This is a genomic window from Sphingopyxis granuli (genome assembly GCF_001559015.1).
Taxonomy (GTDB): domain Bacteria; phylum Pseudomonadota; class Alphaproteobacteria; order Sphingomonadales; family Sphingomonadaceae; genus Sphingopyxis; species Sphingopyxis granuli.
This window is the reverse complement of record NZ_CP012199.1, coordinates 1,780,050-1,793,663: the sequence shown is the minus strand read 5'-3', so window position 1 is coordinate 1,793,663 and position 13,614 is coordinate 1,780,050. Positions and strand designations below refer to the sequence as shown.

Genomic DNA, 13,614 nt, shown 5'->3' with positions numbered 1-13,614 from the left:
ACCGCGCAACCTTACACTGGCATCTGGGCGATGAGCGCCTTCTTTTCGGCAGAGGGGCCTGCTTGAAGCCCCGCATGCGCGGGCCGGCGGCTGTGGCCGGCCCATCGGTTCAGAAAGCCGCGATCCCCGTTATGGCACGGCCGAGAATGAGGGCATGCATGTCGTGCGTGCCCTCATAGGTGTTCACGGTTTCGAGATTCACCATGTGGCGGATGACATGATATTCGCCGGCGATCCCATTGCCCCCGTGCATGTCGCGGGCGGTGCGGGCTATGTCGAGTGCTTTGCCGACATTGTTGCGTTTGACGATCGAGATGGTTTCGGGAGCCATGCCGCCTTCGTCGAGCAGGCGGCCGACGCGCAGGCTGGCCTGGAGGCCGAGCGCGATCTCGCTCGCCATGTCGGCGAGCTTCTTCTGGAAGAGCTGGGTCGCGGCCAGCGGCCGCCCGAACTGGTGCCGCTCCAGCCCGTAATTGCGCGCAGCGGCATAGCAGAATTCGGCCGCCCCCAGCGCGCCCCACGAAATGCCGTAGCGCGCCCGGTTGAGGCAGCCGAAGGGGCCCTTGAGCCCCTGAACGCCGGGAAGGAGCGCATCGTCGGGAACGAAGACGTCGTCCATCAGGACCATGCCGGTGATCGAGGCGCGGAGCGACAGCTTGCCCTCGATCTTCGGCGCCGAAAGGCCGGCCATGCCCTTTTCGAGCAGGAAGCCGCGCACCGCGCCATCATGCGCATCGGACTTCGCCCAGACGACGAAGACGTCGGCGATCGGCGCGTTCGAGATCCAGGTCTTGCTGCCGCTGAGCCGGAAGCCGCCGTCGACCTTGCGCGCGCGGGTCCGCATCCCGGCGGGATCGGACCCCGCGTCGGGCTCGGTCAGCCCGAAGCAGCCGATCAGTTCGCCGCGCGCGAGGCCGGGCAGATAACGCTGCCGCTGCTCCTCGCTGCCATAGACGAGGATCGGATACATGACGAGGCTCGACTGGACGCTCATCATCGAGCGATAACCCGAATCGATGCGTTCGATTTCGCGCGCGACCAGCCCGTAGCTGACGTAGGAGGCGCCGGCGCCGCCATATTCGGCGGGCACCGTCACGCCGAGCAGCCCCTGCTCGCCCATTTCGCGGAAGATCGCCGGATCGGTCCGCTCCTCGGCGAAGGCGTCGACGATGCGCGGCAGCAGGCGATCGGTGGCGAATCCCCGCGCGGCGTCGCGGATCAGCCGTTCCTCTTCCTGCAGCTGGGCATCGAGCCCCAGAGCGTCTTCCCAGTCGAACGGTCGGATATCAGCCATCGAACATACTCCTTTCGGCGTCCCTTGACGCCCGATTTTCATTCTATCAATGTCATTAAAATCATTATTCGATCGCATTCAGGAATGAAAGATGCTCGACCGCCGCCCGCTCGAAATTTTCCTCGCGATTGCCGAGGAGCGCAGTTTCGTCCGCGCGGCCGACCGCCTCGGCATCGCCCAGCCGGTCGTGAGCCGCCAGCTACAGCGACTGGAGGGAAACCTCGGCGCACGCCTCTTCCACCGCGGCAGCCGGTCCAAGGTCACGCTGACGCGGGCGGGCGAGCTGTTTCACGACGAAGCGCGCGACGCGCTCGCCGGGCTCCTGCGCGCCGAACAGCTCGGACGCAATGTCGCGCGAGGGGCGACGGGACCGCTTCGCATCGGCTATGTCTTTTCGGGCGCGATGACCGCGCTGCTGAGCGACATGGTTCGCGGCCTGCGCGCGGCCTTTCCCGATCTGGAAATCGAGCCGCGGCTGATCGAAACGCCCGCGCAGCTTCGCGAACTGGCCGAAGGCCGCATCGACGTCGCGATCGTCCGCCCCCGCCCGTCGTGGCCGCGCGGCGCGGCGGTGCTGGCCCGCCATCACGAGCCGATGCTGCTCGGGCTCGGGACGACGCATCCGCTCGCCCGCCACGACAGCATCGCCATCGGCGATCTGGTGCCCGAATGCTTTCTGACGCCGCAGTTCGACGTCGAGGACGAACTCGCCGAGACCGTGCGGCGTCTGCTCCGCAAGGTCGGGGGTCGCCCCCGGATCAGGGCCACGGGCGATTTCATCACCGCGGCCGCGCTCGCCGCCGCGGGCGAAGGCGTCATCCTCGCGCCCGCGTCGCTCGCGCATCTGGTGATCGACGGCCTGACCTTCCGGCCGATCTCCGGGCATGCCGAGCGGCTCGAACTCGCCGTCGTCGGGCGGCCCGAACTGCCGGCCGCGCAGCGCGAGGCGATCATCGCCGCCCTTTCGGCATCGCGGACCGACTGCCGGATCTGACCCGCAGGAACACAGCGGGCAGCCATCCGCGCAGCAGCACCATGCCGAGCCGCTTTATCTTGACATCGGTCGTGCATCGTCGCAAAATACGCATATCAGATACCTATTTTAAATCGAGGCATCCGCCGATCTTTGCGGCGGCAGATGGAGGTCGTGATATGGCAAGCAATCCCGTCGAAACGGCCGACCCGGTCGACGCAGCGGAGACCCCCGCTCTCGTCGATCATATCATCGAGCGCTATCACCGCGTGCACAGCCGGGAGCTTCCCGAACTCATCCAGATGGCACAGCGCGTCGAGCAGGCGCATCAGGCCCACCCGGCGGTCCCGGCGGGGCTTGCCGCGTTGCTGAAGCAGATGCTCGGCGAACTGACCATTCATATGCAGAAGGAGGAACTGATCCTTTTTCCGCAGATGAAGAAAGGCGGACGTCCCGAAATCGGCACGCCGATCATAGTGATGATGGCCGAGCATGACGACCACAGCGCCTTCCTGCGGGCGATCGGCGGATTGACGCAGGACCTGCGGGTTCCGGAGGGCGGCTGTGGGACCTGGCGAGCCCTGTATGCGGGCCTGGCCAAGCTGTCGGCCGATCTGACCGACCATATCCATATCGAGAACGACATCCTGTTCCCCCGTTTCCTGGGGTCCGGGGTCTGACGACGGCGCGGCGGCAATCCGGAGCGCGCGCAGACCGCCCCGGATTGCTTCCCCCGGATCAGGTCGGGATATATAGCTTTCAGGCAAGTAGGGAGTTGTTCCCCGGCGAAAGCCGGGGTCCATGCGGGGCAGCGTTGTGCCATCTGGACCCCGGCTTTCGCCGGGGAACAGTGACTTGTCGAGAACGGATAATTGCGGATCAGGTCCGGGGTCGCAATGGCGAACCGGGTCAATCCAATGTCATCATCCTTTATGGTCTATGGGATTCGGGTTTCGGCGCGCTGCCTCATCCGTTCGTCATGCTGAACTCGTTTCAGCATCCATGGCCCAGCCTTCCCTTTTGTGCCGCCTTCCATTCGAGGGCAGACCATGGACCCCCGGATCAGGTCCGGGGCAGGCTCTGAAATAAATTGGCATATGTGCCCTTCAGACACGTAAGGCGTGTTCCCCGGCGAAAGCCGGGTCCAGATGGCGCTGCTCCGCGTGGACCCCGGCTTTCGCCGGGGAACAGCTACCTGTCCGAAAGGGTTAATTGCCAAACAAGTTCAGGGTGACGAAAGGGAGAAACTGTATCGAAACCGAATCGCCACGGGCCTTGGAGCGGCGTCAGCGATCGTCCGGTCCGGTGCATGTGAAATTGCTTGCCGACCGCGTCGAACCCGAGCCGCGATATACCGCCTTCCGCGGATAGGGGCAGAGCGGCCGCTGCATGGCGATCTCGCCCGTATCCTCGCTCGAAAATTTCGTCGCGATGACATGATCGGGCGCCTCGCCCCTGTCGGTCCAGGCGATCAGGGCCGAGAAAATGTCATGCTTCGCATCGTCGGCCGGCGGTCGTGGCGGGATGCCGAGCGTGGCGTTGAAGGCGTCGGGGCCGGTGCCGCCGCCGCAATGCATCATGCCCGGCGCGAGGAACAGGCGCGCGCTGTCCGCGAGATTGCGGCCGCCGCCAAGCTGCGCCGCCTGCCGCTCATAGAATGCGATCGACTGGCCCGGCGCGACGAGCGTATCGGCCAGACCGTGATAGATGATCAGCTTGCCGCCACGCGCGACGAACGCGTCGAGACTGCCGCGCGTGGCATCGTTCACGATGGGGGCCAGACGCGCATCGACGGCGGGCATGTCGCGATCGAAGTCGAACCCCTTCCAATCCCAGTCGGCGCCGAACACCCATTTGAAAAGCGCTCCGAAAGGCGGCTGGCCGTTGATCGGCGTCTGCAGGAAGGACCAGCCGAAGGTGTCGGGCATTTCGCTTCCCGGGAGCCAGCCGAAATAGCTCGCCTTGCCATCGCGGCCCGTCGGCCCCGAATAAATGGCGCGCGCGGTGGCCACTTCGTTTTCGGACAGACAGGCGTCCGACGCCGCGCCCTTGCATTGCAGGACCGCGGGATCGAAGCTGCAACTCAGCGGATCGGAGATGAACCGGTCCCCCGCCAGACCGTACCCCTGCCGCCAGCAGGTCGCGATCGCCGCCTTGTTGAGCAGTTTCAGCTTGGCGTCGGAGAGCAGGCTGCCGGGCGTGCGATGCGCGGCGGCATAGTCCCAAAGCACCGCGGCATGGCCCCAGGTCCGGTTGATGACCGGCGCGCCGACGAGGATTCCGTCGTAATCGGCCGGATAGTAGAGCGATTCGATCAGACCCTGCTGGCCACCGGTCGAACAGCCGGTGTAATAGGAGCGCCGCGCGTCGCGGCCGTAGAAGGCCCTGGTGATCGCCTTTCCGGTCACCGTCATCACATGCGTCGACAGGCGACCCCAGTCGCGCCACTTGCGCGGGTGGCCGATCAGGGCATCGCCCTCCAGCGGCGACGCGGGCGCGGTTCCCGCATCGGTCGTCGCGGTCGCAAATCCGCGCCGCAACCCGTCCACCATCCCCGAATAGCCGCCAGCGAGAACGCCGGCGAAGCCGCCGTTTCCATTGCCGTGAAAGACGCCGGTCCAGTCCTGGGCGGGCAGCCAGATTTCGACGCCGATGTCCGAATCGGGCGCCGAGCGCACGCGCGCGACGACGCGGCAGAAGCTCCGGTAGCCGGGCGTCTCGCCCGCAATCGTCGTCTCGGCGGCCTTGGCCGGAACCAGCGCCGCGCTGACGATGCTCGTGTCGGGGAGCCGCAGACCGGCGAGGCCGTTGCAGCGCGCAGCGACGGCATCCGGCGCCGGGGTCGGCGCCAGGGCCAGCGCATCGCTCGGGATCATCCATCCCATGATGAGGACCGCGGCGACGGCAAGGCTGTTTTTCCGTTTCATGTCTGTCTCCGCAAAGCTGTCACCTTCACTTCGTTCCCCGCTTCCCCAGCCCTTCACACAGGATGGGCTTCGCGCCGCTCCGGAACGGCGGCGGAAGGCGCCCGTCTGATCATCCGGGCGAGCCACAGGAACAGCAGCGCCGCGATCAGGTACATGGGCGCCAGCGCATAAAAGGCCATCTGCAAGGCATGCCCGCCATATTCCGGGCGGAAGAAATCGCTCGCCATGCCGACGAAGGTCGGGCCGAGGCCAAGGCCGACCAGATTCATCACGAGGAGCAGCAAGGCGCCCGAAATGACCCGCGCATCCGGATCGACCTCTCCCTGCACGAAGGTGACCGTCGCGGGCAGGAAGAAGGAGTTGAGGAACAGCGGCACGCAAAGCAGCGCCAGCGCGACCTCCCAGCGTTCCGCGGTGGCGAAACCCAGGAAGAAAGGCAGGGCGAGCAGCAGCGACAGCGCCGGAATGCTGGCATAGGCAGATTTGTTCCGGACCCCGAAGCGGTCGATGAGGCGGCCGGAGACGAAAATGCCCGCCCCCATGCCGATGCCGACGGCCAGCGCATACCAGATCGCGACCTCCTCCAGCGTCATCCCCTTCTCGCGCATCAGGAACAGCGTGGCGAAATTGCTGAGGCCATAGGTGATGAAATTGGCGGCGCCGCTCGCAAGCGCGGTGACCGCGAGAATCCGGTTGCCGAAGAAGCTGCGGATCGCCTGCCCGAAGCCCTGACCGGGCTCTGCGGCGACGGCGGAAACGGGCGCCGGGTCGAACTGGCCGCGCGCGGGCTCCGGAACGATCAGGTAGACGAGGACCGCCGTGAGCACGCCGACCGCGCCGACGACGTAGAACGGCACGCGCCAGTCATAGGCGGCCGCCAGCGAGGCGCCGAAAGCCACCCCCAGCGCGGAGCCGAGCGGCGGACCGAGATTGAAGATGCCCATGGCGGTTCCCCGCTGTTCGCGCGGGAAGCTGTCGGAGATGATGGCATAGGATGGCGGCACGCCGCCGGCCTCTCCCACGCCGACCGCCATGCGGGCGACCACCAGTTGCCCGTAATTCGCCGCTATGCCGCAGGCCGCGGTCGCGGCGCTCCACAGGCCGCAGGCGAGCGAGAGGACTTTCACCCGGTTCGTGCGGTCCGCCAGCCAGCCGACCGGGATCGCGATGAAGCAGTAGAAGAGCGCGAAATAGAATCCCGTGATCCGGCCCAGCTGGCTGTCGGTGATCTGCAAGCCGTCCTGGATCGGCTTGGCGAGAATGGAGACGAGCTGGCGGTCGAGGAAATTCAGCACATAGACGAAGCACAGCATGCCGAGTACCAGGCCGCGATGGCCGGGTGCGCGGCTATCCGCGATGCCCGGCCGATCCGGCGATCCGTTCCTGTCCATATGCCTTGCACCTTCCCTGCCCATTGTTTTCCCGATCCGGCCGGCGCGCGCCGGCGGTTCCCGCCCTTACATCGCCTCTCCCGCGCGCGGCGCCATCTTTGCGTCCATGGCACGCCGCCAGCTCTGCGCCCGATCGATATACCAGGGCAGCACCTCCGGGGTGGCGGTCGCATCGGCATTGATCACCTTCGCCACGGGCCAGCCGCCGAACAGCCTTTTGATCGGCAGTTCCTGCTTCTTGCCCGACAGCGTGCGCGGAATGCCGGGTGCGGCGATCAGGCGATCGGGCACGAAACGCGGCGACAGGCTGGCGCGAATGGCGGTCGCCACCGCCGCCTCCATCGCCGCGTCGACGCCATGTCCCTCGGCCGGAACGACGAACATGATCAGCTGGCTGTCGCCGTCCGCGCCATCGATGTCGACGATCATCGTGTCGGCGATCTGTGGCAATCGTTCGACCGCCGAATAGATTTCGGCGGTGCCCATCCGCAGGCCGTGCCGGTTGATCGTCGCATCGCTGCGCCCCGAGATCGTGCAGCCGCCGTCGGTGCCGATCGTCAGCCAGTCGCCGTGGCGCCAGATGCCCGGCCATTCGGCGAAATAGGATTCGCGGTAGCGGCTGCCGTCCTCGTCCCCCCAGAAATACAGAGGCATGCTGGGAAAGGGCCGCGTGCAGACGAGTTCGCCGACTTCGCCGATCACCGGCTTGCCCCGCTCGTCCCACGCCTCGATCGCGGCGCCGAGGTGACGGCACTGCAATCGTCCCGGCGTGTCGGGAAGCTCCGGATTGCCGGCCATGAAGGCGGCCGCGATCTCCGTCCCGCCGCTGACGTTGCACCACCAGATGTTCGGCCGGCCCAATCCGGCGAATTGCGCCGAACCCCAGCGCTGGACGTCGGGCGGAAGCGGCGAGCCGGTGCTGCCGAGCGCGCGAATGGATTCCAGGCCGCCGATCCGGGCCAGGTCGAGCCCGGCCTTCTGGCAGCTCGTGAAAAAGGCCGCGCCGGCCCCGAACCAGGTCACGCCGCTGCGCGCCGCGAACTGCCACAGCCGGGTCCAGTCGGGAGTCCCCTTGGGCCCGCTGGGCGATCCGTCGAACAGGCAGATGGTCGTGCCGCTGAGCAGGCCGCCGACCTGAATGTTCCACATCACCCAGCCGGTGGCGCTGTACCAGTGGAAGCGGTCGCCGAAATTGTTCGGGGCGTAGCTCGGCCCGAGGTCGAAATGGAGCTGGCCCGCACAGGTCGCAAGCAGGACCCCGCCATGTCCGTGCACGATCGGCTTGGGAAGGCCGGTGGTTCCGCTCGAATAGAGAATCCACAGCGGGTGATCGAAGGGCAGCCATTCGGGTTCGAACGCCGCGACTTCGGCATCGTCCCGCGCCACGGCCTCTTCGAAGGCGACGGCGCCCGGCACCTTGTCCTTGCCGAATCCGCTGTTGATGACGAGCAGCACCTCGATGCAGGGCAGTTGACGCCGAATCTCGGCGACGGCGGCGCTGCGGTCCATGGCCTTGCCGCCATAGGCGACGCCGTCCACCGCGATCAGCACCTTTGGCCTCGTCTGGCGGAAACGGTCGAGCACCGCATTGGGCCCCATGTCGGGCGAGCACAGCGTCCATATCGCCCCCAGGCTGGCGCATGCCAGAAGGCCGACCACCGCCGCCGGGATGTTGGGAAGATAGGCGGCCACGCGGTCGCCCCGCCCGACCCCGTGCCGACGCAGCTCGAGCGCCAGCGACGCCGTCTGCCGCCTGAGGTCCGCCCAGCTCAGGACCGACCGCTCGCCGCGTTCGTTCTCGGCGACGATCGCGGGCTGGCCGGCGGCGTCCGCGGGGGCCGCATGGCGAAACACGTGCCGGGCGTAACTGACCTGCGCCCCGTCGAACCAGCGCGCGCCCGGCATGGCGTCTTCGCCGAGCACGGCTGCGAACGGCGTCGGGGATTCGATCCGATAATAATCCCAGATGCTGCGCCAGAAGCCGTCGAGATCGTCGACCGACCAGCGGCGCAGATCCTCATATTCCGCGAATTCCAGATCGTGCTTGGTCTTGAGCCAGTCCGAATACAGGCGGATCTGCGGAACGGGAGCCGGGGCGTCCGCGCTGTTGCTGGCATGACTCATCGAATGATAAACCTTGTTTTATTTCATGGAGTTATGGCGAGGGGCCGCACCGATCCCACGGCTCCGCCTCGATCAGGGGGGTGAACGACGGGCGGCGACCTCACCGAAGATCGCCGCCCATGGCATCAGAAGGCGGTGCGCAGGCTCATCGCCGCATAGCGGCCGATCGCATTATAGGCGCCGCCGATGCCGTCGGTCCCGGGGAAGAAGGGCGGCTTCTTGTCGAACAGATCGTTGATCTGCAGCGCAATCTCCGTTCCCCTGGCGAAACCCGTATCGGGCAGCCGCAGGGACAGGCGCAGGTCCACCGTGGTGTAGCCCTTCGAATGATAGAGGCCCGACCCGGTCGGCGTCGCAAAGGAAGCGGTGACCCCGCTGCGATGATTGACGAAGTTGACGAGAGTGACCGGCCCCGCCGTGACCCCGAGCGTCGTGCGCAGCGTGGTTCGCGGGATGCCCGCCTCGAGCGAATCGCCGACCGCCGAGGTCGGCGACAACTGGGTCCGGTATTTCAGGATGTAGTTGCCGGCGACGCCGCCGAAAATCGTGCCGAAACCCGCCGTATGCCGGTAACGCACATCGAAATCGATCCCGTTCGTCTTGCGGATGCCGAAGTTCCCCTGGCGCAAGTCCAATATGTTCTCGATCGTCGGCACCGCCGAGAAGGTGTAGAAGAAGGGAACGGTGTCGGTAATCGCCGCCGCGACCTGCGCGGCGGTCGGGTCGCGGATGACGAGCGACGCAAAGGTCGGGTCGGTAAAGAGCAGCGCGCCGAGGCCCGACGGCGTGCCGATGACGTCATTATATTTGATGTCGTAGAAGGTCGCGCCGGCACTGAATCCCGGAGCGAACCCGGGCCGGAAATCGACGCCGAGCGAAAAGGTCCGCGCCTTTTCGGGTTTCAGATTCTGGTTGCCGCCGTAAAGCAGCATCGTGTTGACCTGTGCCGCGCCGCGCAAGGGATCGCGGGCGCCGAAAGCATCGACGAGCGCCGCGGCGGCATAATAGGAACCGACGGTCGATCCAAGGTCGCGAAGGCCGGGCGCCCTGAACGAACGACCGTAGCTTCCGCGAAAATTCAACCCGTCGACCGGCTCCCAGGTGATGCCGACCTTCGGATTGGTCGTCGAACCGAAATCGCTGTAATGATCGTAACGCCCCGAAAGCGACAGCGCGAGGCTGCGGAGCATCGGCGATGCATTGCCCTCGCCGACGATCGGCACGAACAATTCCCCGTACAGCGACTGGACGCTGCGTTTCAGATCCTCGGGGAATCCGACGCCGCCGCTCGATCCGCGCTGATCGTATGTTTCGCGGCGATATTCGGCGCCAAGAGCGACCTTGACCTCGCCGCCCGGCAGATCGGCCAGCGGGCCGTCGACCTTCACGGCACCGATCCGGGTGCGCTGATGATTGGTGAAGTCGGTCGGATTGTCGAGAATGGCGGCGACGACGGTCGGGCTGGTCCCGCTACCGAAGGGATCGAGCGCCGTCGCGGTCGTGGTCCCGGCGGCGGCGGCCGTCAGCGCGGTGGTGTCGATCCCCGGCTGGAAGGTATCGTTGCGCGACCAGTTGAAGGTCCCGTACAGGCTCGCCTTGAAGTCGCCGGGCAGCTTGACGTCGATCCCGGCCGTCGCATTGCCGGTCCTGACGCGATAGGTCTGGTCGAAATGATCCGCGCCGACCAGATTGTCGGGGCGAAAATCGACGAACTCGAACAGGGCGCCGGTGCCCGGCGGGGCCCGGAAGAAGGGGTTGGTCGCAGTTATCAGAACGAATGTCTGACCGGGCAGCGCGGCCTGCACGACGTCCTTGCGATCCGAATAAAGCAGGTCGCCCCACAATGTGACGCTGGACGACAGATCCTGCCGCGCCGAAACGAACAGGCTGTGCGTGCGGTTCTCCGGAACGAGATCGACCGGCCCGCGCGGGTCGCAGGTGTTGAGGCCCGGCGCCAGGCCGGGCGCGGCATAGATCGGTCCGGTGAACAGGTTGACGTTGGCGTCCGGGCACACCGCCGAACGCGTGTCGATACCGCCGGCCGCCCGGAAATCGAGCGACCGGTACCGACGGTCCGCCCCGGTGATGTTGCCGTTCTCCGAATATTGATAAGCCGCGACGAACGAGCCGCTGCTCCATTCGTGCCCGAAAAGGACGCCCGCGTTGAGGGCGTGATAATCGTCCGCGAAACCGTAGCGGACGTTGGCCTCGATCCCCGATACGCGCTTGCGGGTGATGAAGTTGACGACGCCCGCGACCGCGTCCGAGCCGTAGATCGCCGATGCGCCGTCGGCGACGATCTCGACGCGCTCGATCGCGAGTTCGGGTAAGAAGGGATAGTCGGGATTGGTCTGCTGGGTGCTGCCCGAGATCAGGCGATGCCCGTTCATCAGCGGCAGGGTCGCGGCAGACGGCAGGCCGCGCAGGCCCGGCGCGAAGGAGCCGAGCCCGCCGTTGCTCGTGCGCGGGGCGGTGTTGAAGCTGTTGAGCTGCGGCACGGTCGCCAGCAGTTCGGGGGTGCTCGCCGCGCCGATCAGCTTTGCGTCTTCGCGCGACACGCTGATGAGGCCCGATCCGGTCGGCGGAATGCCGCGGATGCTCGTGCCGGTGACGACGATCTCCGTATCGGCTTGCGCCGCGCTGTCCTGCGCCTGGCCGCCGTCGTCGGCGGTCTGGGCGTGGACGGCGGCAGGGACGCCGAGCATGGCCGCCGCGATTGCGGACCCGCACAGCATGCGCGCGCGGCGTCGCGTGAGAATGGTTCTGGTCGACATGATGTTCCTCTTCCCTGGCTAGGCTTTTCCTGGCGCCGGGCTCTGCCGGCTTGCTGTCGTGCTTATGATTTGCCAGAGCGGTTTGTAAGAGCATTAGCGGACATCGCTGTGTCTTTGGCGGACACGCACTATTTGGGGAACGATATGCCTGTCGATGATGGTCAGGGCGCATTCGCCAATGGCAATGGTCGCGCCGGCTTTCCTTCGCTGAATCAACGCATCTTTGCGCCTTTCAAGCTGGCCACCGTGATCGACACGGTGGCGGGCCGCGGCATCGCGCCGGAAACCGTGCTCGACCGCACCGGCCTGACGCTCGCCGAAGTGCGCAATCCCCATACGCTGACGTCGATCGGCCAGTATCTGATCGCCTGCCAGAACATCGTGTCCGCCGGCGCCCAGTTCAGCGATGCGTTCGCGATCGGTTCGCGCCTCCACCTGTCGGCCTATGGCATGTACGGTTATGCGCTGATGTGCTCGCCGACGATGCGCGACTTCTTCGATTTCGCGGTGCGGTATCAGCCGCTCGCCACCCCCACCGTGCGCCTCGGCTGGCGGATCGAGGGGGAGTTCGCGATCTGGCAGTTTCACGAAATCTATCGCGACGTGATGAGCAGCGATGTGCGCACCTTCCTCGTCCGCCAGCAGATGAAGATGACGTACACGCACATCCACGACACGGCGGGGTCGGACAATCTGCCGGTCCGCGCGCTGTTCGCGCTGGCCGAAGACGCCCATTCGGCGGAGGACGAGCGCGAATTGTCCTGCCCCTGCCTGTACGCACAGGAGGCGAACGAGCTTCACTATCCGATCGGCATCCTCGAACAGACGCCGGAACTGGGCAACCGCCTCACGAGGACGATGCTCGAGGAAACGTGCGACCGGCTGATCGGGCAGTCGCGGATGTCCTCGGGCCTGTCGGGCGAGGTCTATCAACTGCTGCTGCTCACCCCGAACCACTTTCCGTCGATGACGGCGATCGCGGACCAGCTCGGCCTGCAGGAGCGCACGCTTCGCCGCCGCCTCGCGGCCGAGGACACCAGCTATGGCGAGATCGTCGACGACGTCCGCCGCAAGCTGGCCATCGAATATCTACAGACGACCCGCATGAGCGTCGACGACGTGGCCTGGAAAGTGGGTTTCAGCGACAGCGCGAACCTGCGCCGCGCGATCCGCCGATGGACCGGCAAGACCATCGGCGAAATCCGTGCGGGGTGATGCGGGGCGTCAATGGCTCCGTTCAGGATGAACATGGTCTGCGTGCAGAGCGGGCCGCCCCAGTTCATGCTGTTCCCGGCCAAAAAGGGGGTTTCATCGACTGAAGACCCAAAGGCTTGACCCTGTAGCAGCTACAGGGTGCATAAATGCGCGAATCGACCAAGGGAGATTTCGTGGACACGATCGATCGGAAGCAGGCGAGGAAGCTGATCGCGGGCGAGCTTGATCGCTATCGCGCTGCGCGCACTGCCGGTGATGGCCGTTCCGCCTGGATCGCGCTCGAACGTGCGCATGTCGTCGCGCAGTCCTTTTTCGCGCTTCACCTCGTCTCGCACTGGCGCATGCTCGGCTACGCGCTCGCGCTAGGCGATGGACGCGAGGCCGCCGGGCAGTTGTTCCGACTCGCGCTCGTGCCGCTCGGCTCGCTCACGGGGCGCATGCCGGTCGGCAATACGGGCCGGGCCCGGATAAGCGCCTTCAAGCCGATGCCGATCCCGTCCGACCTCGAAGCGCTGATTTCGCAGCGCGACAAAATGGCTTCGGGTCGATAAGGGAAGCAGCCATGCCGAGTGCGATAATGCGATTGCTGATAATCGTCGGGGTGCTGCTTTGCAGCATGCATCTGGCCGAACCCGCGTCGGCGCATGCCACTGCCGATGAAGCCGCCTTCCACCTTTCGGCCGATGACGGCGACCGGGACAGTCAGGAGCCGGCATCGAAGCTGATGCATGGCGGCCACCATCATTGTCCCGTCGCGCCCGACCTGCGGTCTGCATCCGATACCCCATGGACATTCGCGCGCGCGCCGCTGTTCGCGGCCGGCGTCACGCAGCTTCCCTCGCGCACCCTCCCTCCCCTTCTCGATCCACCTCTCGCGATCTGAGCGCGCTCGCCGCGTTCGTGCGGCGATCCCCGG

Annotated in this window: 10 protein-coding genes; 5 read left to right on the top strand and 5 right to left on the bottom strand. The window is 66.2% G+C overall.

The features are described 5' to 3' along the window. Positions 1 to 109: 109 nt before the first annotated feature. Positions 110 to 1,294 carry an acyl-CoA dehydrogenase gene (locus SGRAN_RS08210; RefSeq protein WP_067182472.1) on the bottom strand — a complete coding sequence of 395 codons (1,185 nt, stop codon included), beginning with the start codon at positions 1,292 to 1,294 and terminating at the stop codon, positions 110 to 112. Positions 1,295 to 1,385: 91 nt separating this feature from the next. On the opposite strand from SGRAN_RS08210, the gene SGRAN_RS08205 reads away from it, so the two are divergent. Further along, a complete protein-coding gene (locus tag SGRAN_RS08205) occupies positions 1,386 to 2,288 on the top strand; it encodes a LysR family transcriptional regulator (RefSeq protein WP_067182470.1) in 903 nt (300 codons plus the stop codon). Between the two features lie 41 nt (positions 2,289 to 2,329). Further along, positions 2,330 to 2,947 (top strand): hemerythrin domain-containing protein, encoded by a 618-nt coding sequence (locus SGRAN_RS08200; protein ID WP_082737154.1) that lies wholly within the window; start codon positions 2,330 to 2,332, stop codon positions 2,945 to 2,947. A 606-nt stretch (positions 2,948 to 3,553) separates the two neighbouring features. Here the strand turns inward: SGRAN_RS08200 and SGRAN_RS08195 are convergent. From SGRAN_RS08195 to SGRAN_RS08180, 4 genes are all read right to left on the bottom strand, one after another. Beyond that, the gene (locus SGRAN_RS08195; protein WP_067182467.1) at positions 3,554 to 5,194 is read right to left on the bottom strand and encodes a tannase/feruloyl esterase family alpha/beta hydrolase; all 1,641 of its coding nucleotides are present in this window, start codon (positions 5,192 to 5,194) and stop codon (positions 3,554 to 3,556) included. 53 nt (positions 5,195 to 5,247) lie between these two features. Next, entirely contained in the window at positions 5,248 to 6,585 is a 1,338-nt protein-coding gene (locus SGRAN_RS08190) for a spinster family MFS transporter (RefSeq protein WP_067182464.1), read from the bottom strand. Positions 6,586 to 6,651: 66 nt separating this feature from the next. After that, a complete protein-coding gene (locus SGRAN_RS08185) occupies positions 6,652 to 8,709 on the bottom strand; it encodes an acetoacetate--CoA ligase (protein ID WP_067182461.1) in 2,058 nt (685 codons plus the stop codon). 125 nt (positions 8,710 to 8,834) lie between these two features. Further along, on the bottom strand, positions 8,835 to 11,483 hold the full coding sequence (locus SGRAN_RS08180; protein WP_067182458.1) for a TonB-dependent receptor plug domain-containing protein: 2,649 nt from the start codon (positions 11,481 to 11,483) through the stop codon (positions 8,835 to 8,837). Between the two features lie 144 nt (positions 11,484 to 11,627). On the opposite strand from SGRAN_RS08180, the gene SGRAN_RS08175 reads away from it, so the two are divergent. The 3 genes from SGRAN_RS08175 (at position 11,628) to SGRAN_RS08165 (ending at position 13,581) form a co-directional block, all read left to right on the top strand. Then, positions 11,628 to 12,698, top strand: coding sequence for an AraC family transcriptional regulator (locus SGRAN_RS08175; RefSeq protein WP_067182456.1), 1,071 nt, complete (start codon positions 11,628 to 11,630; stop codon positions 12,696 to 12,698). A 173-nt stretch (positions 12,699 to 12,871) separates the two neighbouring features. Then, entirely contained in the window at positions 12,872 to 13,249 is a 378-nt protein-coding gene (locus SGRAN_RS08170; protein ID WP_237233939.1) for a DUF3703 domain-containing protein, read from the top strand. A gap of 11 nt (positions 13,250 to 13,260) precedes the next feature. After that, positions 13,261 to 13,581: a hypothetical protein gene (locus SGRAN_RS08165; protein ID WP_148650827.1), complete on the top strand. Its 321-nt coding sequence runs from the start codon at positions 13,261 to 13,263 to the stop codon at positions 13,579 to 13,581. Positions 13,582 to 13,614: the final 33 nt, after the last annotated feature.